Raw genomic sequence first — 22,631 nt, forward strand, 5'->3', positions numbered from 1 at the left:
ACCACCTCGTACGCCCACCGGGCACGGCACCCAGGCACACCACTCAGGCAACTCCCACCAGGTACGCCACTCGGACACGCCCGCCCCGCCCCCGTCAGGCCCTGGTATCCCTCGCAGGCCCCGGCCCCGTCGGGCCCAGGTGCTCGTCGCAGGCCACGGCCCCGGTCGGGCCCCGACACGGAATCCCCTGGCTGTCGTGCCGTGTCCGATGACATCCTGACGAGGTGAACGGACCCGAGATCCAATTCGAAGTCACCCCCGAGCTGCGCCCCTTCGTCTCGCCTGATCGTCGCCGGGGACGCTCGACCGTGACCACCGACGGCTGCTCCACCCTCGGCCATGTCGTGGAATCTCTCGGCATCCCGCTCACCGAAGCCGGGCAGATCCTGGTCGACGGCCGTCCTGTGTCCGTCTCGCACATCCCGAGCGCGGGCGAATCGGTCCAGGTACGCGCCGTGGAGCGTCCCCAGCACGTTCCCGGGGCGCCCCTGCGGTTCCTTCTCGACGTCCACCTCGGCACGCTCGCCCGGCGGCTGCGGCTGCTGGGCGTCGACGCCGCGTACGAGAGCGAGGACATCGGCGACGCCGCGCTGGCCGCCCGGTCGGCGGACGAGCGGCGGGTGCTGCTCTCCCGCGACCGCGGCCTCCTGCACCGGCGGGAGATCTGGGCCGGGGCGTACGTGTACAGCGACCGGCCGGAAGACCAACTGCGCGATGTGCTGGAGCGGTTCACTCCCCGTCTGGCCCCCTGGACCAGGTGCACGGCCTGCAACGGACCGCTGAAGCAAGCCGACAAGGACTCCGTCAGCGATCTGCTGGAGCACGGCACCCGACGCTCGTACGACGTCTTCGCGCAGTGCACGGAATGCGACCGCGTCTACTGGCGAGGCGCCCACCACTCCCATCTGGACGCGATCGTCGCGAAGGCGCTTCGCGACTTCGCGCCCGCGGCCCCGGACGACGGCCGGGAGATCAGCCGGAGGCCCGACGGGGAGCCCGACGCAGAGAACGGCCGGAGGAACGCTCCGCAAGGCAACGGCCCGCAGGGCGACGGCAGCGCACCGTCAAGCCCGTCCGAGGCTTCCGGAACTCCCGGCGCCGCAGGCTGACGGCCCACCGTCCCCGCGCCCCGTCCCCCCCTGCCCCACCCTCGTCCTCTCCTCCTCGCTCCCCCTCGCCGCACCTTCGCCGCACCTTCGCTCCTGGCCGCGCTACGGCTGCTCGGCGGTCAGGTAGCGCTGAATGGTGGGCGCGAGCCAGGCGATCACTTCGTCGCGCGACATCGAGACGGCGGGCTCGATCCGCAGCACGTAGCGCGTGAGGGCCATCCCCAGGATCTGCGAGGCGGCGAGAGCCGCCCGGCGCGGGGCATCGGCCGGGTCGGGGCACACACCGGCCGATATCGGGCCGATCTGCTCAGCGAAGACCTTTCTCATCCGTTCGGCCCCCGCGTCATTGGTGACGGCGACCCTGAGCAGGGCGGTGAGCACGTCGTCGCCCTCCCACCGGTCCAGGAAATGCGTCACGAGCACCACACCGACATGCCTGCCCGGCAGCGCTCCCAGCTCCGGAACGAGCAAATCGATCTCGGAAGCGGCCGCGAACAAACCCTCCTTGTTCCCGTAGTAGCGCATCACCATCGACGGATCGATGTTCGCGTCGCGGGCGATGGCCCGAATGGTGGCGCGCTCGTAGCCGTCCGCGGCGAACCGCTCACGCGCGGCCTCGAGAATCGCGGCCTTGGTGGCATCCGAACGGCGGGGAACGGCGGGCTTGCTCATCACACCAACAACTGTAGGCCAACAACCGTTGACATTCCAGCCCCGACGGAGCTAGCTTTACCAACAAGCGTTGACCAACGTGCGTTGGCATCAAGGTGACCGCTGACGACCGGGCCCAGGAGGCAGTCATGACCACCACCCCGAGCACCGCACCCGACACCGTCGACGTACTGGTCGTGGGCGCCGGCCCCACCGGCCTGCTGCTCGCGGGCGACCTGGCCGCCCAGGGCCTCTCGGTCACGCTCGTGGAGCGCCGCCCGCACGGGATCAGCAACATGACGCGCGCGTTCGCCGTGCACGCCCGCACGCTCGAAATGCTCGACTCCCGCGGCTTGGCCGACGAACTCGTCGAGTCCGGCACCTCCCTCTCCGCCATACGCTTCTTCGGCGGGCTCTCGCTCGACCTCTCCGGAATGCGCACCCGCTTCCCGTTCGTGCTGATCACCCCTCAGTACGAGGTGGAGCGCCTGCTGGAGCGCCGCGCCGGCGCCGCGGGCGTCCACTTCCGCCACGAGACGCGACTGACCTCGCTCCACCAGAACCCCGAGTCGGACACGGTCACCGCCGAACTGCGCGAGGCCGACGGCGGCACGAGCGCGCTCGAAGCCCGCTACGTCGTCGGCGCCGACGGGGTGCGCAGCCAGGTCCGTGAAGCGCTCGGCCTCCCCTTTCCCGGTACTTCCGTGATCCGGTCGCTCGTCCTCGCCGACGTCCGGCTCACCGAGGAGCCGCCCGGCGTCCTGACGGTCGACGGGGACGGGGACGCCTTCGTCTTCATCGCCCCCTTCGGCGACGGCTGGTACCGCGTGATGGGCTGGGACCGCATGCACCAGCCCGCCGACAACGCCCCCGTCGAGCTTGACGAACTCCGCCTGGTCGTCCGCCGCGCCCTGGGCACCGACTACGGCATGCACGACGCGCGCTGGATCTCCCGTTTCCACAGCGACGAGCGCCAGGTGCCCTCCTACCGCACGGGCCGGGTCTTTCTCGCCGGGGACGCCGCCCATGTCCACTCGCCCGCGGGTGGGCAGGGCATGAACACGGGCCTCCAGGACGCCGCCAACCTCTCCTGGAAGCTCGCCGCGGTCCTGCACGGACACACGGCCTTCCCGGAGGCTCTCCTCGACAGCTACCACAGGGAACGCCACCCGGTCGGCGCCCAGGTACTTCGCTCCAGCGGAGCACTCATCCGCCTCGCCATGGCGAGAACGCCGCTCCAGCGGACGGCCCGGGCGGTCGCCACGACCGTGCTGTCCACGTTCCGGGCAGCCTCCGACAAGGCCATCGGCATGGTGTCCGGGCTCTCGATCCCCTACGCGGCCCCCCGCGGAGCCCACCCCCTGACGTCGAGGCGGGCCCCCGACCTGAGCCTGCGAGAGGGCCGCCTCCACCCATTGCTCCGCGACGGCGCCTTCGTCCTCGTCACGCCCGTCGGCACCCCGACTCCGGCAGCACCCGCGCCGCTGGTGCACGCCTACTGGAAGGACAACCGCACCACCGCCCTGCTCGTCCGCCCCGACGGCTACATCGCCTGGGCGAGCGACCACCCCGACCCGGCGGCGCTACGGGCCGCACTCACCCGATGAACCCGTACGGCACCTCACCGCACCAACCCGATGAACCCGCACCGCGCCGACGACACCACTCCGCGCCCACCCACTGCGTACCCACACCTGCGCCCACGCCCACGCCCAGTCCCAGACCCCGGCCCACATCCACACCGACACGGGCACCGACGTCGGCGCTGACACTGACGCTGACGCCGACCAGACGTCAGAACACGTACTCGTCCCCGGTGGCCGGGGCCAGCACCTCGTGCTCGTTGTCCTCCGGATGCCGGTCGGTCGCCCCTCCGTTCCACAGGGTGTCGATGCGCACGACGACCTCGTCCGGCCGCCCGGCCAGTTGGAGTTCCAGGGCCAGTTGCCGTCCGTCGCGGGCATCCGTGCGCAGTCCGGCCGTCCGGCACAGCACGGTCCACCGGTCCGCCTGGAGGCAACCACCCGACAACGCCTGCCGCCCGGAGAGCGGTACGGACGTGCGCACCCGCAGGGTCACGCCGTCCAGATCCGAGGGGCCGTGGTTCCGGCTCTGCACCCAGACCCCGAGCCCCGCTCCCCACAGCGAGACATGCCCGTGGTGCGATACGTCGGCCTCGGGCGCGATACCACCGGTCATGGGACCGCCGGGCCCGCCCACCGGTTCCGTCGCCGAGTCCGCCACCGTCACGCCCTCAGCCCCGACCGCGGCCGCACGCCCCGTTCCCAGCACCACGGCCACGGCAAGGGCCACGACCACGGCCACACCGACGCCGGACACCATGGGCACGGCTCTACGTGTCATTGCCATACACCGAAGATACAGATCATCCGGAATTATCCTTATTTACCCACTAGTTCGGCGCGCCTTCCTCTCCGCCTCACCCCTCCCCCTGCTCCCTTCCCCACCGTCATGACACGCTGCGTCCATGGCCGTAGCCCGTTCCGTCGTTCTGTTCGTCGTCGCCGCGCTCTTCGAGATCGGCGGGGCGTGGCTCGTCTGGCAAGGCGTGCGCGAGCACCGGGGATGGATCTGGATCGGTGCGGGCGTCATCGCGCTCGGTGCCTACGGCTTCGCCGCCACGCTCCAGCCGGACGGTGAGTTCGGCCGCGTCCTCGCCGCGTACGGCGGCGTCTTCGTGGCGGGCTCGATCGCCTGGGGCATGGTCGCCGACGGCTACCGCCCCGACCGCTGGGACGTGATCGGCGCGCTGATCTGTCTGGCCGGCATGGCCGTGATCACGTACGCCCCCCGCAACCACTGACCACACGCGACAGCGCCCCCGGCCGAGAACGCCCACCGACCAAGCACGCCCACCGACCAGGGACCACCCCCGACCAGGGGCCGCCCCCGGCCAGGTACAAGCACCCACAGTCGCGACCACTGATCAGGCACGAACACCCACCAAGCACCAGCCCCACCACGCGCGACCGCCTCCCCCGGCGCCTGCCTATCCTGACCCGGTACCGATCAGCTGCCCGAGGAGACCGCCATGGCCGCCACCCCGATCGCCGTCGTCACCGGAGCGAGCAGCGGCATCGGTGCCGCGACCGCCCGGCAGCTGGCCGCCGCCGGCTACCGCGTGGTTCTGACCGCTCGCCGCAAGGACCGCATCGAGGCGCTCGCCGCCGAGATCAACGCGGCGGGCCACCAGGCGACGGCCTACGCCCTCGATGTCACCGACCGCGCCGCGGTGGACGAGTTCGCCACCGCGTTCCGCCGCCTCGCCGTCCTGGTCAACAACGCCGGTGGCGCTCTCGGCGCCGACCCGGTCGCCACCGGCGACCCCGCCGACTGGCGCCAGATGTACGAGACGAACGTCATCGGCACGCTCAACGTCACCCAGGCCCTGCTGCCCGCGCTCACCGAGAGCGGCGACGGCACGATCGTGATCCTGTCCTCCACCGCGGGCCACGCCACCTATGAGGGCGGCGGCGGTTACGTGGCCGCCAAGCACGGCGAACACGTCCTGGCCGAGACCCTCCGCCTGGAGATCGTCGGCACCCCGGTCCGCGTCATCGAGGTGGCCCCCGGCATGGTCAGGACGGAGGAGTTCGCCACCACCCGCTTCCGCGGCGACACCGAGAAGGCGGCCAAGGTGTACGCGGGCGTCGAGGCCCCGCTCACCGCCGACGATGTGGCCGACACCATCACCTGGGCCGTCACCCGCCCCAGCCACGTCAACATCGACCTCCTGGTGGTCCGCCCCCGCGCCCAGGCGTCCAACACCAAGGTCCACCGCACCGCCTGAGCCCGCACCCGCACCCGGCCCCGGCCCCGGCACGAGCCGCGAACGACGACCGGGCAGGCCCTCGGCCGGAACGCCGGAGGGTCCCGGACGCACCACCCGCGTCCGGGACCCTCCGTTCCACCGCCATGCACACCCACGCCCGCCGCTCCCCTGTGGCGGCGGGCGTCGGCATGCGTTCCAGGGCTCAGGCTCAGCCCTTTACGCACACCACCTGCTTGAGCTTGGCGACGACCTCCACCAGGTCCCGCTGCTGCTCGATGACCTGCTCGATCGGCTTGTACGCCGCCGGGATCTCGTCCACGACGCCGGAGTCCTTGCGGCACTCCACGCCCCGCGTCTGGTCCTCCAGGTCGCGCGTCGAGAACCGTCGCTTCGCTGCGTTCCGGCTCATCTTGCGGCCGGCGCCGTGCGAGGCCGAGTTGAAGGACTTCTCGTTCCCGAGGCCCTTCACGATGTACGAACCGGTCCCCATCGAACCCGGGATGATCCCGTAGTCGCCGGAGCCCGCACGGATCGCGCCCTTTCGGGTGACCAGCAGGTCCATGCCGTCGTACCGCTCCTCCGCCACGTAATTGTGGTGACAGGAGATGACCGGTTCGAAGGTGACCTTGGCCTTCTTGAATTCCTTGCGCACCACGTTCTGGAAGAGCGCCATCATGATGGCGCGATTGTGCTTCGCGTACTCCTGCGCCCAGAACAGGTCGTTCCGGTAGGCCGCCATCTGCGGGGTGTCGGCGATGAACACCGCCAGGTCACGGTCGATCAGGTCCTGGTTGTGCGGCAGCTTCTGCGCCTGCCCGATGTGGAAGTCGGCCAGCTCCTTGCCGATGTTCCGCGAGCCGGAGTGCAGCATCAGCCACACCGAGCCCGACTCGTCGAGACAGAACTCGATGAAGTGGTTGCCCGAACCGAGCGTCCCCATCTGCTTCGTGGCACGTTCCCGACGGAACCGGACCGCTTCGGCCACTCCGTCGAACCGCGCCCAGAAGTCGTCCCAGCCGGGCGCGCGAAAGCCGTACAGCCCGTCGGGCGCCACGGCGTCGTCATGCATGCCGCGCCCTACCGGAATGGCCTGCTCGATCTTCGAGCGCAGCCGGGACAGGTCGCCCGGCAGGTCATTGGCCGTCAGGGAGGTCTTCACGGCGGACATTCCGCAGCCGATGTCCACTCCCACCGCCGCCGGACAGACCGCACCGTGCATCGCGATCACCGAACCGACCGTCGCGCCCTTGCCGAAATGGACGTCCGGCATGACGGCGAGCCCCTTGACCCAGGGCAGGGTGGCCACGTTCTGCAGTTGTCGCATCGCGACGTCCTCGACCGATGCGGGGTCGGCCCACATGCGTATCGGGACCTTGGCGCCCGGCACCTCTACATACGACATAAGTTCCTCGAATCCCCCGAAAAGCCTGAAAGAGCAAAACCGGCGCCAAGGACGGCAAATGAGTCGGCCGACCGGCGTTCACAGCGGCGTGTGCGATACACATTGTCTCCAGTAGCCGCCGTCGAGCGGCAACAGTTTTTCGCGCGAAGGGAGCCCAGGACCGTGCGGCGAATGGCGTACGTACCCGGCACCGCACTACTGGCGGCGCTTGTCGTCGGCTGCAGTGCAGGCACCGGAACCGGTGGCTCGGCCGCCGACGGCAAGCCCGGCGAGGCGACCGCCACCACGGCGCCCCCCGGCAAGTACCGCACGCTTCTCGACCCTTGCCGCGCCGTGCCCCCGTCCTCACTGAAGGACCTGCTCCCGGGCGCGGCCGAACTGCCCGAGGACCAGCAGGAGAAGGCGTACAAGGGCACGGCCTCCGTCACGTACGACACGGACCGCCGGGTCGGCTGCCGCTGGAAGGCCGAGGCCCCCAGCTCCTCGCACACCCTCGCCGTCGACTTCGAGCGCGTCGTTTCCTACGACCCCTCGGTGAGCGACGACGATCGCGCCCGCGAGGTGTACGCGAAGAAGGTGACCGCCGCGGGCCTCGCCTCACCGTCCGCCACACCCGGTGGCACGGGAGAGCAGACCCCGCCCGCTTCGGGCACCCTCCCGCACGCCGCGTCCAGCTCGTCCCCCAGCGGTGACGACGACGGAGGCGGCGACGGGAGCGACGTCGAGAACGACCTCGGCCCCGCGGGCGACGACGAGAGCGACGGAGGCTCGGAGAGCAGTCTGCTGCCGCGCACCCTCGACGAACTCGGGGACAGCGCGTTCCTGGACGACCGGCTCGTCCGTGCCGGTTCCACCGCCCAGAACCGCGTGGTGAGCGTGGTGTTCCGCACATCGAACGTCATCGTGACCGTCGACTACACCGAGCAGCCGACCGTGCCCGGCGTGGTCCCCGACAGCAAGGAACTGCAGGACAGAGCCAGGTCGCTGGCCCAGAAGCTGGTCGAGAAGTTCAGCGAGTAGCCGCGCCCGCCGCGCCCCGGACCGCCGCCGACCCCCCTCCCCGGTTCCCCGGCCGGGGCCACGCCCGAGCGCCGTCCGTCGTACGGTGGCCGTCCGGAACGCCTTCCGGAAAACCGCCGGGCACCCGTCCGGCACCCGCCGACCGACCGTGCCCGGCCACCCGGCAGACCACGCCCGAACCCCGGCGCGCCTGCCTGCCCGCCGGGCCACGAGTGAAGGAACCATGCACAGTTCAGCCCCGCGACTCACCCGCATACTCGCCTGCGCCGCCGTTCCGGTGATGCTCGTCGTCGCCGGCTGCTCGTCGGACTCCGGCGACAAGGACGCCAAGGACTCGGGTTCGTCCTCCTCGTCGTCCACCACACCGGACGCGACCAAATCGGAACCGAGCGTCGAGCCGGCGAAGTTCGCCCAGTTGCCCGACGCGTGCACGTCGATCGGCAAGAAGACGATCACCTCCCTGGTTCCCGAGGCGAAGCCCAAGAGCGGCACGGCGGCCAAGTCCAGCGACCTCTCGTACCGCGCCGGCTGCTCCTGGAACGGTCTCGACGACAAGGGCGTGAAGGGTTCCCAGTACCGCTGGCTCGACGTCGGCTTCACCCGCTTCGACTCGGACCAGACCCTGGGCAGCGGCGCCGAGCGCGCGCAGCAGGACTTCACGAAGCAGGTCGCCAAGACCAAGGCGACCGAGGGTGCGAAGAAGGTCGCCGAGGCGCCCCTGACCGGCATCGGCGAGCAGGCGTCCAAGATCACGTACGACCTCGCCAAGACGGGCGAGGACTTCAAGTACGCGACGGTCGTGGCCCGTACGGGGAACGTCGTCATCACCCTCACCTACAACGGCGCCGGTTACGCGGGCTCGAAGACGCCGTCGGCCGAGGACATCCTGAAGGGCGCCGAGAAGGCCGCCAAGGAGGCCGTGGCGGCGGTCGCCGCCAGCGACGCCAAGCAGGACACAACGGCTGCACCGGACAAGTCCGGCGAGCCGGATGCGAAGACGGGGTCCGGGAAGTCGGTCGCGCCCAGCAAGAAGGACACGGACAAGAAGCCGAGCTGATGAAGCCGGGCCGGCGAAGCCGGTCCAGTGATGCCGACGGGTGGGAAGGCGTGCGTCCCTCGCTCCCACCTGCTCGGCCCGCTCGGCCCTCGGCCATGTGGCCCGCTCGGTCGCTCGGCCCACGTGGCCTGCTCGGCCTGAGTGGCCTGTGCGGCGGGCGTGGCCTGCTCGGGAACGGTCCTCTTCCCAGGCGGGGCGGTCCCGTTCCACGGGGGGGCGGTCCCGTTCCACGGGGGGCGGTCCCGTTCCACGGGCGGAAGCGTCCCGTTCACAGGTCTGTTCCCGTGTCCGGCATCGGAACGGTCCCGCTGCCGGACACGGCTGCTGACCACGCTCCGCGACGCCCGCCCCGCGCCTTCTCGCACGCGTGTGCCAGGCTGTCGCTCTCAACAAACGAGCAGGGAGGAGAACGCGGGTGGCCGCGATGCAGCTGACACGTACCCACCGGGTACTCATCGGGCTCGTGATCGCCGGTGCGGTGCTCATCGCAGGGATCGGCTTCGCCGGCTCGTACGCGGCGGTGCGCGAGCTGGCCGTGCAGAAGGGCTTCGGCGACTTCTCGCTGGTCTTCCCGATCGGCATCGACGCGGGCATCTGTGTGCTGCTCGCCCTGGACCTGCTGCTGACCTGGCTGCGCATCCCGTTCCCGCTGCTGCGTCAGACGGCCTGGCTGCTGACCGCCGCGACGATCGCCTTCAATGGCGCCGCCGCCTGGCCCGACCCGCTCGGCGTCGGCATGCACGCGGTCATCCCCGTGCTGTTCGTGGTCGCCGTCGAGGCCGCCCGCCACGCCGTCGGCCGGATCGCCGACATCACGGCGGACAAGCACATGGAGGGTGTGCGCCTGACCCGCTGGCTGCTCTCCCCGGTGCCGACGTTCCGGTTGTGGCGGCGGATGAATATCTCTACGCCGCACTGACCCGTCAGGGACGTGAGGCACGCCTTGTCACTCGTTCGTGGCTCACAAGTATCTACAACGCGGGAGTCACGTTAGGTACGGCATGAACGCCGACACCTTTCAAGCTGAACGGGCCCTGTCTCCCCCTGGGGATGTGCAGAGCACTCGCTGGGTGATCCTTGATCCCCAGCTCGCGATCCACCGTGAGGGGACGGACTTCCTGACGTTCCTGCACGGTGCTGACCGGTCCGTGAACACCATCAGGGTCTACGCCGGGCGCCTGGCCCTGTTCCTGACCTGGTGCGCCGAGCACACGGTCGACTGGAGGACCGTCACGCTGGCCTCGATGGCGCGCTTCCGGTTCTGGCTGGAGTCCACTCCTGGTCGTCGAGGCAAGTCACGCTCCGGGGCGACGGTCAACGCGACGATCACGGCGGTGGTGGAGTACCTACGGTATTGCGCTCTTCACGGCGTGGTCGCGCCGGAGGTGGCGGACCGCTTGTCGCAGCCGCGCTATCTCGCGACACCGCCGCCCGGCTTCGATACCGGTGAGCGCGGGCAGTTCCGCACAGTGCGCGCGAAGGCAATCAAGTCGCGCGAGGTGGAGAAGCCCTACGAGGCGCTGTCCGAGGAGCAGGTCGCTGCAGTGGTGGCCGGGTGTCGTACGGCTCGCGACCGGTTCCTGGTGGTGCTGATGCTGGCGACCGGCATCCGTATCGGGGAGGCCCTGGGGCTGCGGAGGCAGGACATGCACTTCCTGCCGGATTCCCGTGCCCTCGGCTGCAGCGTGCCCGGGGCTCACATCCACGTGCGTCACCGCCGGGACAACGAGAACAAGGCCTTGGCCAAGTCCCGTTATCCGCGGGTCGTCCCGGTCGATGGGCCCGCGGTGGCCGAGTACGTGGCCTATCGCGCCGACCGTGATGCCGTGGTCGAGGCCGAGGCGAACGACCTGGTCTTTGTCAACCTCTACCAGCGGCCTCTGGGCAAGGCGATGACCTATCAGGCGGCGAAGGGCATGTTCGAGCGGCTGTCGCGGCAGTGCGGGTTCGTCGTGCGCCCGCACATGCTGCGGCACACCGCCGCGACGGCCTGGGTTCGAGCCGGCGTGCCGATCGACGTCGTGCAACAGCTGATGGGGCACGTGTCGGCCGCTTCCACCGCGATCTACCTGCACGCCAACGAGCGTGAGAAGCGGGATGCCGTGGAGCGGGTGGCGGCGCGGCGGGCGGTGACCGCGTGATGCAGCAGGTACTCGCTTCGCCCTTGCCCTCGCGCCCGGAGCCCGAGACGCCGGGCGCTGGCTGGTTGGCTTGGCTGCGCCAACACGTGCAGCCCGACTGGCGTCCGGGCGAGTGGGACCACGAGCGGATGTTCTTCGACGGTGATCTGGACAACGACGCCACTGGTGCGTCGCGGTGCAAGGTTGTCGCCTGCCAGACGCCGTGCCCTGGTCGTGTCGGCCGGTGCTCGCCCTGCGCGGCGGCTGCCCGGTCGAGCGATCTACCGAACGATGAGTTCGACGCGACGTACCAGCCGACCCGGAAGCGACGCGTACGCGGGATGTCGGATCGTGAGGCGTGCCTGGTTGCTGACAGCTCGGGGCGATGCGCACGGGAATCGGTAAGTCATGGGCTCTGTCCCACCCATGCCTCGACCTTCGGCGATCGCAGAAGACGCAGCCCCGAGCTGAGCGTTGCGGACTGGCAGCGCACGGCGCAGCCCCGGCCGATGGCGCACCAGGGGGAGTGTCTCGTCGGCGGGTGCGTTCGTGAGCAGCAACAACTCCGGTTGTGTGGGGCGCACCATGGAAAGTGGCGCCGCGAGCTCAGCAGCGGCAGGCACACCCCCGACGAGCTTCTGGAATGGGCAGCCGCTATCGGTCCGTTCCTGCAGGTCCATCAGTTCTGGTGCGGTGACCTTCACCCCGTCGTTGCACACGAGCTGCTGCTCGGCCTGCAGGAACGCGACCGGGCAGGGCTGAGCATCAGTCCGCTCGCGGTGCGGCTCGCCATCGCAGCCGTCGTCGGCGTGGACAGCCTGTGCGGCCTGGACTTGTCGGCGCTGCGGTTCGGCAGAGAGAAGGGCAGCAGCCCGGCGCGCGCCTTGCTGGGGCAGATCCAGCGCATGGTCGAGCGTGCTCGGCGGCAGTACGAGGGGGCCGACCCGATGGCGGGTGAGGTCTGGGACGCGGCCGCCGTAGGGCTGTGGGCCGCGACCCATCGCCGCTACGACGCGGTGAAAGGCGACATCGACTTCCGTGTCGTCCGGCAGCAGTGGTTGCGCACTGTACTCATGGAGTGGGCCCGCTCAGTTCGGCCGACCATCCAGGATCTGCGCACCTCTCTCCTCGCCTTCTCCGCCGCGTCCGAGGGGCTGTCCCAGAGAGCTGGAGGCGGCAACGCTCCCTCGCGCCTCGGCGCCGCGGACATGACGGCGGCCGTCGACGCGATCAAGAAGTCCCGGAAGAAGGACGGGAAGCCCCGGGCGTCCGCCACCCAGGACAAGCTGGTCAGAGCATGGTTCGCCGTGCTGGAAGTCGCGCGGGCGAGTGGGCTTATGGACGATGTTCCTGGCGCCTTCAGCCGGGCCCGCCACCACCGTGTGGCTCCCGTCGAGGTCAATGAGGAACACGTCGGCCGGGCCTTGCCCGACACCGTCATTCGCCAGCTGGATGCCCAGCTGCATCTGCTGGATGTCTCTCATCGAGGCTGGCCGAAAGGCCTCTCGCAGTTGTTCCATCAGACCGTCTATGCCGTACTGCGCGACACCGGGCGTCGCCTGGGTGAGGTCGCGAGCCTCAAGGTGGGCTGCGTCGAGCAGGAGGACGAGCACTACCAACTGGTCTACGACAACCACAAGGCCAAGCGGAACGGCCGCCGTCTGCCCATTGCGCAGAGCACAGGCGAGTTGATCACTCGCTGGGAACAGCGCCGTGCCGAACTCCCACTGACCGAGCGTGCAGGACGATGGCTCTTCCCCAGTGCCATGCACGGCTCCGGCCGCGGAAACGGGCACATTCGGGGTGACAGCATCTCAACGGTTCTGCGCACCTGGGTGGACTCACTCCCCCGCATCGACAGTGACATCCCGGGGCCGGACGGGCGGCCACTGCCCTTCGACCGCTCCCAGATCACCGCTCACGCCTTCCGCCACACCTACGCCCAGCGACATGCAGACGCCGGTGTGCCCGTCGATGTCCTGCGCGACCTCATGGATCACACCTCGGTCGACACCACCATGGGCTACTACCAGGTGACCTTGAAGCGCAAGCGGGAGGCCGTACGAACCCTGGCGCCCCTGGCCGTGGACCGCACCGGGCGGTCTGCTCCTCTCGCCCAGAGCAAGTACGAGATCACCTCGGTCGCCGTCCCGTTCGGCAACTGCACCGAGCCATCCAATGTCAAGGCCGGCGGCGGCTCCTGTCCTCTTCGGTTCCAGTGCTCAGGCTGCCCCTTCTACCGCCCCGACCCGTCCTACTTGCCAACAATCGAAGATCATGTGCGTGATCTGAAAGCAGACCGCGAGGCAGCTGACGCCGTCGGAGCCGCCGACTTCGTTTTGACCAACATCAACGCTGAGATCGACAGCTACCAGGACGTGGCCACCACCATGCGCGACCAGCTCGCCGCGCTGCCTGACGACGAACGGCACGAAATCGAGGAAGCGAGCAAGATCCTCCGCAAGTCTCGGGCCACCGCCTCCCACAAGCTTCTACCGCTGACCGTGGTCAAGCCTCGCGAGGAGGACCAGTGACCGCTCACGAAACGCGCACTGCCGCACTTAAAGCTGCGCGAGCACGTGACAGCCAGGACAAGCGCCGCCACGTGCTGGAAGTTCTCGACTCCCTGCAGCGCACGGGAACAAAGATCACGTTCGCCAGAGTGGCCAAGGAGGCGGGCGTCTCCAGCTGGCTCGCGTACTCGCCGGGGCTGCGCGAACACATCGACGCCGCCCGCCGGCGCCAGGAGGAACTCGGCATCGAGGCGACAGCCGACGCCGTCCCGCCACAGACCCGCGTCAGCAGCGCCAGTCTCAAGACCGACCTCTCACTCGCCCAGCAGCAGGTCAAGGAGCTCCGCGAAGAGCGCAACCGGCTGCGTGAGCGGCTGCGCATCCAGCTCGGCACGGAACTGAACCATACTGATGCCAGCGAACTCACGGCTCGCGTGGAGGAGTTGAACCGCGCGAACGCGGCTCTCACCAAGGATCTTCAGCAAGCCCAAGCCGACAACAAGGCACTGCGCGCAACGATCGAGGACCTGGAGGACGACCTGACCGCAGCCCGACAGAGTCTGCGCAAGATGATGCGCGCCACGTAGATCCAGATCAGGCTGTCACCGCTCAGCACCGGCGCGACAGAAACGCCCGTACGATGCCGGTGCTGAGCACAGCCCCGCCCGAAGGAGGAACAGCGCATGGCCCCGCGGCAGAGCCCGGTACGTCCCATCCACTTCCTCCTGGCCCCGCGTATGGCGCGGCGCCTATACCTGTGGATACTGGACAACCCCGGTCTCACCTACCGGGAAGCGCTGAAGTGGGAGAGTCTCTGGCAGCTTGAGCGTGCCCGACTACGGAAGGCCTACGGGCGATGGCTGTGGCGCTTGAGGGCACCTTGGCCGGAACGGACTCCCCTGCGCACCGGCCTGTTCAGCCCAAGGCTCCTCGCCGAGATGCGGTCTTCTCAGAGACTCGTGAACGACAGCTGAACGCAGCGGTGTCGAGTGGGGCCTCGCGCCCACGGCTGGATGCCAACCAACCGCTCGCCTTGAGGCGGCCGAATCCCAAAAGGGGAGGACGTGGAGAACCGGTTCGCAGGAGGGTGCGCGTTGTGTTCCGTGCAGGTCGCGGCACGCGGCGGGTTCGTACAGAGAACTGAGAGCGGCACATGGGAGGTGCGCTGCGCAACATGCCGTTACGTTGACGAGCTCGCCGAGGCCGATGACTTTGACCCGGACGAGATCGTCCTGCCCGCGGCGCCACCGCCCGGATCCGCTCCCGTCCTGCGCCTTCGTGTTCTCGGACTGAACCGATCCTGTTGGAAGTGCGGGAGGGACACCACCTGCATCGCCGGCCTATATCCGGCCCGCCCAGCACGCGGCTACTGCGGGCTCTTCACCACGGAGAACGCCCGAACCATGGCACTCGCCCTGCAGCTTCTGGAGCGAAACGGCCGGGCGGATCTGACAGCTCAGGTCAAGTCCCGATACAGCAGGACCATGCGCGAACGACAGCTGACGAACGGGTGCCGGAACTGCGATGCGCTCCAAGGCAACTTCCCTGTCCAGGAGGAGGCGTTCGATCAGGTCGTGGCAGCTGGCGGTCCGGACGGACTCGACACGCTACTCGTCGCCGAGTGCCCGGCCCTGGCGTGGCAGGAAGTGGTGCACGACAACGGCGGCGGTGTCATCGCTGTGTGAAGCCAGGGCCATGCAGGTCAGACGGCGCTCAGCGGGGCGTCAACGCATCACCGGCAAGACCCTCCGCGGACTCTCTGGCCGCTCTACGCCCATGGAACGGAGGTGTGCCGCCCTTCCCTCCGAGCCCGCCTTCGAAGCGTCTGGGCCCTTATGCGGAGCTTGTTGGTCAAAACTCTGCGCGCGTCCCCTGTGTGAAGTTGCGTCCGCTGCCGTTGAAGCCTGCCGTGCCGCCGCCCACCTCGTGTATTCCGAGGTGCTCCAGGGTGCGGTTCATGACCTGGAGTGCGAGGTCCAGCGATTCCTTGTCCTCGATAACGCTGAAAACCTCCTCTATTTTGCGTCGGACGAGGAGTTTTTCGTCACTGATCTGATCGATACTGGCGGCGTGGAGCGTCTTCTGTAGCACGGCGAAGGCACGCAGGAAAGACTCGACTTTCTTCTCCGGGTCACCGGTCGCGAACTGAAGCTCGGCATACCGGCTGACCCACCAAACCGGTCCAAGGATCTGATCAGTGAGTCGATCGAGCAGTAGCTCGAGTTCGACAGTCTGTCGCGCGTGAGCTGACCGCAGCACTGCTTCTTCTTCGGCCCGCTGCTGTGCCAGTTGTTTATCTTCCTTGGTGATCCGAAGGTGCACGCTCGCCTCCACACCGATGCGCTGCTCGGCATCCCATAGTTCCTGGCAGAGCGCGGCGTTCATGGCGTCCCTTGCTGCGTCACGGTCCAGCAACCGATACTTGCCAGCCACACCCTCCAGCTCTGCTGTGAGGAGGTGGCGCGCCAGGTCGTCAGGAGCGAGCGGTCGAGGAGCGGAGGATTCCGCGTTAATGCGCCAGCGGTAGTGGACGGTCGCGCGGAAGTACAACCCGCGATCCTTGCTTTCCAGTGATGCCGAGAGGGAGCGACGATTGGAGAATCGCCGCTCCCTCCGCCAGCCGAGAACTCGAATCATTGCGCTGCGGAATCCGCCTCAGGTGAGCCAGGAACGGTCTGCTGTGCGGACGTGGGTGCGAACGGCACGGCAGGCCCACCCGGGGCCACGCCGTATGCCCTCTGGTACTCCACAAAAAGGGAAGCTAGTAGGGCGTCCTTCAACCGGCCGTCAGGCTTTACGACATCCCGCAGAGGAGCCTTGGCGATGCCCGTAATCCGGCTGAGTGCGATGATGATTTCGACCACGGGGGCCTCTGGCAACAAACCGTCCTCAGCACTTCGACGCCAGGTCAGCAGAACTTTCTGAGCCTGGGGCAGATCCTCACCGTTCTGAACGATGTGCTCCCACCCTTCGAGAATGCGTCGGCGTATTACTTCACCTGCTTTACCCGTCTGATTGAGCACCACTGCCAGAGGGGTCTTATCGAGCTGATCGACGCTAGAAGGAACAGTGAAGACATCGTAGAAGACGTTCCACGGCGTGCCGGTCGGCTTTCCAGAATTCGTGACCCAATGGACGACGGTGTCGGTCACGAGAGGTGCGAGATCCCCATCCGCGGCCAACGTACGCACAGCTTCGACGGCTTCCCGCTGTGCCACCTGTTGCGGGTCCTGGGATCCTGGCGAGTTGATGATGTAGCGAGCTCGGGTCAAAGCCTGGCTGGGGTATTCCTTTCCGAAGGAACCTGCGCAAGCTCGGGCGACGGCACGCTGGCGTGCCGGTTCTGATCTCCCTGCGGCCCACTTCGCCAACTCAGCCCTTGCCTGACTCCCCAGGGTGGGGTGCACGGCGAGATCGGAAATGAGGTCACCGACAAGCGCCAGGTGCTGCTTACCGCCGTTACGGAGCCAGCCTTCCGCCAGGTCGAATATGGGCGCTATGCCCACCGTCTCAGCAAGTTGAGTGAGCGAAGAAGCGAGCGCATCGAGGTGATCCTCGGCCGGCCCCTGGCTGATGTCCTGGAGCCACTGGGTGAGCACCTCCTCAGTCAGCTGCGTGTGCTTCGTCCAAAGGTATCGCAGGATTGCTGACCCTTGAGACTCGTGGACAAGTGACGCAATGCCAGTGGCCGCATCAAAGGACATACCTGCCGGATCGAGTCGCGTCGGCGCGTCCGGCCTCGCGAGGAGCCCACCCTCGGGCATGGGCAGGTTAATCTTCGGGGCCGCAAGCAGAAGGTCAGCACTGTTCAGCACTACCGCAGCGGGTGCCTTGTCCAGGAAGGCGCCAGCAATTCGGACGGCTCGCGTTTCGACTGCTTCCCGGCCTTCAGTGCTGAACCAGTCGCTCAGGTGGTTTTCCCAGCCCTTGTACTCATCGAGGGCGTCCTTGTCTCCGACGTGCTTGGCCGTCGCAATGATCGATGCCAGCCGAACCGCTTCACCGGGTGCGCAGCCTCCCGGCAAAAGGTCGTAGAACACGCCTTCTTTGTTGTCGATCCAGTCAGAGCGGCCCTGCGTCTCCTCTTGGCTCTCGAGATACTTCTTGACGACGTCATCGGGCTTTGGAAGATCGATCTCCACCACGAAGATCTCGGGATGGAGCCCGCCTGCTCGTGCCTGGGACCAGACGGCCCTCGTGGCAGTGATGACCATGTAACTGCCTGCATTGCGCAGCGTGGACGCATAAGTCGCTAGGTCGCTGTAGAAAGCATCGGGGAGAGACTGAGTGACACCGCGCAGGTTGAGGAGATAGCCCGCGCCGCGCTCTGCGGGCAGGCAATCCACGTCCGGTTCGTCCCAGTCAGGCCGCAGTTCGAAGAAGCGATCAGACGGGAGGTTTGTGGTGGCCAGCAAGCGGAGCGCTGCCGACTTGCGGCCATGCTGCTCGGGAGCCAGCAGGACCACGATGCGGGCGGCCGCGCTCCCGAAGGAGTTTCGGAGCGCTTGCCTGGCCCTGTCAAAGTTGGTGTTTTTCTCGTCGCCTGGGGTGACGAAGCGGTTGGCCGGCATCAACGCGTCAGGGCTGATCTCGCGCGGGCGCAAGCGCCGCAGTCCGGTCAGGTAGTTCGTGATGTTGTTGTCCCGGCCGGCGACGTTCTGGTCACCCTGGACGATGTTTCCCTTGACGTCCTGCTCCACCGAGGGCTCAGGCGGGGTCGGCGTCGACATCAGCGAGCGCCTCCGAAGTTATTGTCCCGACCAGCAACGTTCTGATTACCGAAGACAAAGTTGTTCTTGACGTCCTGCTTCACCGAGGCGTCGGCAGGAGGCTCCACACCCTGCGCCTTCAGCGCATCGATGAGCTCCTGGATCGTGTCGGGCTCGTCGCCGACGCAGGAGGCCAGGATCTCGCGCACCTGTGGTTCCACGACGTGGATCATGGCCTGCCTCTGGTCAGGCTCAACAGCCGCCACTACCTGCTCCAGCGAGTCGAGTCGGGCCACTGTCTCGGTTTCACCCTCCGCTGCACCCCCCTGACGACGGCGTCGGAATGTGACCAGGCTCTTGAGGGCGGGCTTCCATAGTTCAGTACCCATGGCTCCCCCCATGGAGGCAGCGGCTGTGAGCAGAAGATCGGCCGGTGTTGTCACGACAAACTCCCCCATGTGTGTCTGTCGCAGCTCCGTCCTGTAGGTCGAAGTGACTGCCTGTTCGCTGCGACTTGTACGGGGATGATATGTCCACCCCGATTGGATCGGGCGCCGAGCAAACACGGTGGCTGGATTCTATTGATGACGCAAGTGCCCCTGCAGCTTTGGAGGAACGCGAGCCAGGTGGCCACGCCTTGAAGCGAGGTTGCGGCATCTTTAGGTAACCACGTAACTCACATCCCAGACTTCTCTGTAACGCCTCCACCTGCACAGATGTGGTTTTACATAGAGATAAGGATGAAGCTCTGGGAACTCCGCTCGTACGAGCAGGTCATCAAACTCGAACAGGACCGGCTGATCTACCAGGCACGGCTCCAGGCCCGCTTCGGCCGCAGCTGGCGCCGCAAGGCGCCCGTCGAGTCGCTGATGCCGCTGCGCCTGGCCAAGTACGGCGTTCCGCTGGCCGAGACCGCCGGAGCCGGACTGGCCGCGGCGGGCATCGAACCGGCGCTCCTGCCCCCGGCGCCCGCCCTGTCCGCGGCCGGGCCGGACGAAGTCCCGCCCGAGCTCCCGTACGCCGGACCGCAGGCTCAGCCCCAGCACCAGCCCCCGACGCACCCGCAGGCACTCGCCCCGCAGCAGCCCCAGCAGCCGTACGGGCAGCAGCCGGTTCCCCACCAGTCCCAGCAGTCCCAGCAGTCCCAGCAGCAATACGAGCAGCAACAGCAGCACGCCCGCCCCATCGATGGCGGGGCGGCGGGAACCGAGACGGTCGGGGAGTGGCCCCAGGACGGCCCCGGCTCGCACGAGAGCCCGTGGTTCGCGGCATCCCCCGTGCCGAACGACGCGCACCGGAGCGCGTACGACCCGACGTACGTCGAGGGCCTGGAGCCCACGCCGGTCCAGGTCCCGCTGGGCCCCGGCGGCCAGACACGCCCGCTGGGCAATGTGGGGACGATCGGCGCCGTACCCGAGCCGCGCACCACGGCTCACCACCCGGTTCCGCAGGCCCAGCAGGCCCAGCAGGAGCCTCAGCCCGCGCCGGCCCCTGAACAGCAGCAGGAACCGGCACAGGCGCACGAGCAGGAGCAGAGGCAGGAGCAGGAGCAGGAGCAGGAGCACACAAAGGAGCGGGAGCAGACGCAGGAACCCGGCTCCGAAACCAGCTCCACCTCCGGGTCCGAGGTCGAGTCCGAAGTCGAGTTCGGGACGATCGCGTACCAGGTCTTCGCCGAGTACACGCTCACGCACCAGGTCCACCCCAGTGCCGAGGTCCTCGACATACACCTCTCGGACGTGCACAACGTCCATCACCCCCGCAGCGCGGCCCTGCTCCGCCGCCTGCTGCCGGGCTTCAAGCAGCGCTTCGACAACGAGATGGCCGAGAACCACATCGCTTAGCGGACACCACGCAGCGGCACACAAACGCGAACGCGGATCGCCGGGTGCTCAGGATTCAGCGCCCGGCGATCCGCGTTCAGCGACGTCCCGAAGCCGCTACGCGCCCAGCAGCCTGCGCACCCGCTCCGCGCCCACGGCCAGCAGCAGCGTGGGCAGCCGCGGTCCGGTGTCCCGGCTGACCAGCAGCCGGTACAGCAGCGCGAAGAACGATCGCTGCGCGACCTTCAGCTCGGGCGTCGGCTTGGCGTCCGGCTCCAGACCGGCCAGCACCTTCGGCACGCCGTAGACGAGCGTCGTGAGACCGTCCAGCGACCAGTGCGAGTCCAGTTGCTCCAGGAGCAGCCGCAGCGACTCCCGGCCCTGGTCGTCCAGTGAGCCGAGCAGTTCCTTGTCCGGCTCGTCGCGGACGATGGTGCGGGCCTCGGCCGGAACCTGGGTGGTGATCCAGTTCTCGGCCCGGTCGAGACGCGGCCGGACCTCGTCCAGCGAGGTCAGCGGGTTCTCCGGGTCCAGCTCGCTCAGGATGCGCAGCGTCTGCTCGTCGTGCCCGCCCGTGATGTCGACGACCGACGCGAGCGTGCGGTACGGCAGCGGGCGCGGCGTGCGCGGCAGCTCACCGGCGGCCGTGCCCACGGCCCGGCTGTACGCGGCGGCGTCGGCCGGGAGCGCCGAGCCGTCGGCCACCTTGCGCACCAGCGCGTCCCACTCGTCGTAGAGCCTCTGGATCTCCTGGTCGAAGGCGATCTTGAAGGACTGGTTCGGCTTGCGGCGCGCGTACAGCCAGCGCAGCAGCGGTGCCTCCATGATCTTCAGCGCGTCGGCCGGGGTCGGCACGCCCCCCTTGCTGGAGGACATCTTCGCCATGCCGGAGATGCCGACGAAGGCGTACATCGGGCCGATCGGCTGCGCTCCGCCGAAGACCTCGCGGACGATCTGGCCGCCGACGACGAACGACGAGCCCGGCGACGAGTGGTCCACGCCGCTCGGCTCGAAGACCACGCCCTCGTAGGCCCAGCGCATCGGCCAGTCGACCTTCCAGACCAGCTTGCCGCGGTTGAACTCGTTCAGCCGGACCGTTTCGGCGAAGCCGCAGGACGTGCAGGTGTAGTTCAGCTCGGTGCTCTCGTCGTCGTACGACGTGACGGTCGTGAGGTCCTTCTCGCAGTTGCCGCAATAGGGCTTGTACGGGAAGTAGCCGGCCGAGCCGCCGCTGCCGTCGTCCTCGGACGCGGCGCCGGAACCCTCCTCGGCCTCCAGCTCCGCCGCGTCGACCTTCTTCTGCTGCTGCGGCTTCTTGCCGCCCTTGGCACCCTTGGCCGCCGCGTCCGCCGGGTCCTTCTTCGTCCGGTACCGGTCGAGCACGGCGTCGATGGCGCCACGGTGCTTCATGGCGTGCAGGATCTGCTCGCGGTACGCCCCCGAGGTGTACTTCTCGGTCTGGCTGACGCCGTCGAACTCGACGCCCAGCTCGCCCAGCGCGGCGGTCATGGCGGCCTTGAAGTGCTCGGCCCAGTTCGGGTACGCCGACCCGGCGGGGGCGGGCACCGAGGTCAGCGGCTTGCCGATGTGCTCCGCCCAGGACTCGTCGATGCCGGGGACACCGTTCGGGACCTTGCGGTAGCGGTCGTAGTCGTCCCAGGAGATCAGGTGCCGCACGGTGTGACCGCGGCGGCGGATCTCGTCGGCGACCAGGTGCGGGGTCATGACCTCGCGGAGGTTGCCCAGGTGGATCGGGCCCGACGGGGAGAGACCGGACGCGACGACGACCGGTTTGCCAGGCGCACGACGCTCCGACTCGGCGATGACATCGTCCGCGAAGCGGGAGACCCAGTCGGCCTCGGTGCTGCTCTGACTCTGAGCCACGGTCTGCACGTCCTTCTCTCTTGTGGGACTCGTAGGGACAAAACCCTCTGTGGAACTTGTCGGGGCCCTTGTCGGGGACCCTTGTCGGCGACCCTTGTCGGGGACCTGTTGCGACTTGCCGAGGTCTCCCGAGACCTGTCAGTACCGGGTCTCCCGAGACCTGTCAGTACCGGCCGGAACCCGGACCCCCTTCGGAACCGGTCGGAGCCCTTCGGAGCCGGTCGGACCCCTTCGGAGCCGGTCGGAGCCATGCGGAACCGGTTGGCACGGATGGAACCGATCGGGGACCGGAAGGCCCTGGCGGACCAGTACGGGACGTCCACCATTCTCCCAGGTCCCACCGGCAGCGCGAAAACGGCTTTGCCCGACGCCGGACCCCGAACCGGAAACGGCTCCGCCTGCCCCGAACCCCGAACCGGAAACGCCCCTGCCGGGCGCCTGGCCCCGAACCGGAAAACGACTCTGCCGACCCCGGACCCCGACGTCGGGAAACGGCTCTGCCCGACCCCGGACCCCGACGTCGGAAAACGCGTTTACCCACCGTGGAATA

The 22,631-nt window shown here is 68.3% G+C and carries 16 protein-coding genes and 3 pseudogenes; 12 read left to right on the forward strand and 7 right to left on the reverse strand.

The features are described from left to right. Window positions 1–224: 224 nt before the first annotated feature. Window positions 225–953 (forward strand): annotated as a pseudogene (locus ACGF2V_RS15380) (Mut7-C RNAse domain-containing protein); the annotation flags it as partial. Between the two features lie 258 nt (window positions 954–1,211). Here ACGF2V_RS15380 and ACGF2V_RS15385 read toward each other — a convergent pair. Further along, on the reverse strand, window positions 1,212–1,781 hold the full coding sequence (locus ACGF2V_RS15385; RefSeq protein ID WP_362621773.1) for a TetR family transcriptional regulator: 570 nt from the start codon (window positions 1,779–1,781) through the stop codon (window positions 1,212–1,214). A gap of 128 nt (window positions 1,782–1,909) precedes the next feature. Here ACGF2V_RS15385 and ACGF2V_RS15390 point away from each other — a divergent pair, with 128 nt between their 5' ends. Then, window positions 1,910–3,367, forward strand: coding sequence for an FAD-dependent monooxygenase (locus tag ACGF2V_RS15390; protein WP_362705965.1), 1,458 nt, complete (start codon window positions 1,910–1,912; stop codon window positions 3,365–3,367). A gap of 187 nt (window positions 3,368–3,554) precedes the next feature. Here the strand turns inward: ACGF2V_RS15390 and ACGF2V_RS15395 are convergent, their stop codons facing one another. Further along, window positions 3,555–4,130 (reverse strand): hypothetical protein, encoded by a 576-nt coding sequence (locus tag ACGF2V_RS15395; RefSeq protein ID WP_362621704.1) that lies wholly within the window; start codon window positions 4,128–4,130, stop codon window positions 3,555–3,557. 118 nt (window positions 4,131–4,248) lie between these two features. On the opposite strand from ACGF2V_RS15395, the gene ACGF2V_RS15400 reads away from it, so the two are divergent. Further along, window positions 4,249–4,584 (forward strand): YnfA family protein, encoded by a 336-nt coding sequence (locus ACGF2V_RS15400; protein ID WP_362705962.1) that lies wholly within the window; start codon window positions 4,249–4,251, stop codon window positions 4,582–4,584. A 228-nt stretch (window positions 4,585–4,812) separates the two neighbouring features. Continuing rightward, entirely contained in the window at window positions 4,813–5,571 is a 759-nt protein-coding gene (locus ACGF2V_RS15405; protein ID WP_362621708.1) for an SDR family NAD(P)-dependent oxidoreductase, read from the forward strand. Window positions 5,572–5,761: 190 nt separating this feature from the next. Here ACGF2V_RS15405 and ACGF2V_RS15410 read toward each other — a convergent pair whose 3' ends face one another. Next, window positions 5,762–6,955: an RtcB family protein gene (locus ACGF2V_RS15410; RefSeq protein ID WP_362621710.1), complete on the reverse strand. Its 1,194-nt coding sequence runs from the start codon at window positions 6,953–6,955 to the stop codon at window positions 5,762–5,764. 171 nt (window positions 6,956–7,126) lie between these two features. On the opposite strand from ACGF2V_RS15410, the gene ACGF2V_RS15415 reads away from it, so the two are divergent. The 7 genes and pseudogenes from ACGF2V_RS15415 to ACGF2V_RS15445 all read left to right on the forward strand — a co-directional run bounded on the left by ACGF2V_RS15415 (window position 7,127) and on the right by ACGF2V_RS15445 (window position 15,350). Then, window positions 7,127–7,975 carry a DUF3558 domain-containing protein gene (locus tag ACGF2V_RS15415; RefSeq protein WP_362705959.1) on the forward strand — a complete coding sequence of 283 codons (849 nt, stop codon included), beginning with the start codon at window positions 7,127–7,129 and terminating at the stop codon, window positions 7,973–7,975. Window positions 7,976–8,198: 223 nt separating this feature from the next. Beyond that, window positions 8,199–9,032 carry a DUF3558 domain-containing protein gene (locus ACGF2V_RS15420; protein WP_362621714.1) on the forward strand — a complete coding sequence of 278 codons (834 nt, stop codon included), beginning with the start codon at window positions 8,199–8,201 and terminating at the stop codon, window positions 9,030–9,032. A gap of 424 nt (window positions 9,033–9,456) precedes the next feature. Continuing rightward, window positions 9,457–9,936, forward strand: a pseudogene (locus tag ACGF2V_RS15425) (DUF2637 domain-containing protein); the annotation flags it as partial. A 97-nt stretch (window positions 9,937–10,033) separates the two neighbouring features. After that, window positions 10,034–11,173 (forward strand): tyrosine-type recombinase/integrase, encoded by a 1,140-nt coding sequence (locus ACGF2V_RS15430; protein WP_362705956.1) that lies wholly within the window; start codon window positions 10,034–10,036, stop codon window positions 11,171–11,173. Then, window positions 11,173–13,686 (forward strand): site-specific integrase, encoded by a 2,514-nt coding sequence (locus ACGF2V_RS15435; RefSeq protein ID WP_362705953.1) that lies wholly within the window; start codon window positions 11,173–11,175, stop codon window positions 13,684–13,686. The genes ACGF2V_RS15430 and ACGF2V_RS15435 overlap by 1 nt, the downstream gene beginning before the upstream one ends. Then, entirely contained in the window at window positions 13,683–14,252 is a 570-nt protein-coding gene (locus ACGF2V_RS15440) for a DUF6262 family protein (RefSeq protein ID WP_362621718.1), read from the forward strand. The genes ACGF2V_RS15435 and ACGF2V_RS15440 overlap by 4 nt, the downstream gene beginning before the upstream one ends. 816 nt (window positions 14,253–15,068) lie before the next feature. Next, on the forward strand, window positions 15,069–15,350 hold the full coding sequence (locus tag ACGF2V_RS15445; protein ID WP_362621719.1) for a hypothetical protein: 282 nt from the start codon (window positions 15,069–15,071) through the stop codon (window positions 15,348–15,350). A gap of 166 nt (window positions 15,351–15,516) precedes the next feature. Here the strand turns inward: ACGF2V_RS15445 and ACGF2V_RS15450 are convergent, their stop codons facing one another. The 3 genes from ACGF2V_RS15450 to ACGF2V_RS15460 all read right to left on the reverse strand — a co-directional run bounded on the left by ACGF2V_RS15450 (window position 15,517) and on the right by ACGF2V_RS15460 (window position 18,817). Beyond that, the gene (locus ACGF2V_RS15450) at window positions 15,517–16,215 is read right to left on the reverse strand and encodes a hypothetical protein (protein ID WP_362621721.1); all 699 of its coding nucleotides are present in this window, start codon (window positions 16,213–16,215) and stop codon (window positions 15,517–15,519) included. A gap of 83 nt (window positions 16,216–16,298) precedes the next feature. Further along, the gene (locus ACGF2V_RS15455) at window positions 16,299–18,395 is read right to left on the reverse strand and encodes a hypothetical protein (protein WP_362621723.1); all 2,097 of its coding nucleotides are present in this window, start codon (window positions 18,393–18,395) and stop codon (window positions 16,299–16,301) included. After that, window positions 18,395–18,817, reverse strand: coding sequence for a hypothetical protein (locus ACGF2V_RS15460; protein WP_362621724.1), 423 nt, complete (start codon window positions 18,815–18,817; stop codon window positions 18,395–18,397). The genes ACGF2V_RS15455 and ACGF2V_RS15460 overlap by 1 nt, the downstream gene beginning before the upstream one ends. A gap of 294 nt (window positions 18,818–19,111) precedes the next feature. Between ACGF2V_RS15460 and ACGF2V_RS15465 the strand changes: the two are divergent. Next, window positions 19,112–20,218, forward strand: a pseudogene (locus ACGF2V_RS15465) (hypothetical protein); the annotation flags it as partial. Between the two features lie 96 nt (window positions 20,219–20,314). Here ACGF2V_RS15465 and lysS read toward each other — a convergent pair. Then, window positions 20,315–22,090, reverse strand: a complete 1,776-nt coding sequence (lysS, locus tag ACGF2V_RS15470; protein ID WP_362621728.1) for a lysine--tRNA ligase — start codon at window positions 22,088–22,090, stop codon at window positions 20,315–20,317. Between the last annotated feature and the right edge of the window lie 541 nt (window positions 22,091–22,631).

The organism is Streptomyces sp. NPDC047982 (genome assembly GCF_043204165.1).
Taxonomy (GTDB): Bacteria; Actinomycetota; Actinomycetes; order Streptomycetales; family Streptomycetaceae; genus Streptomyces.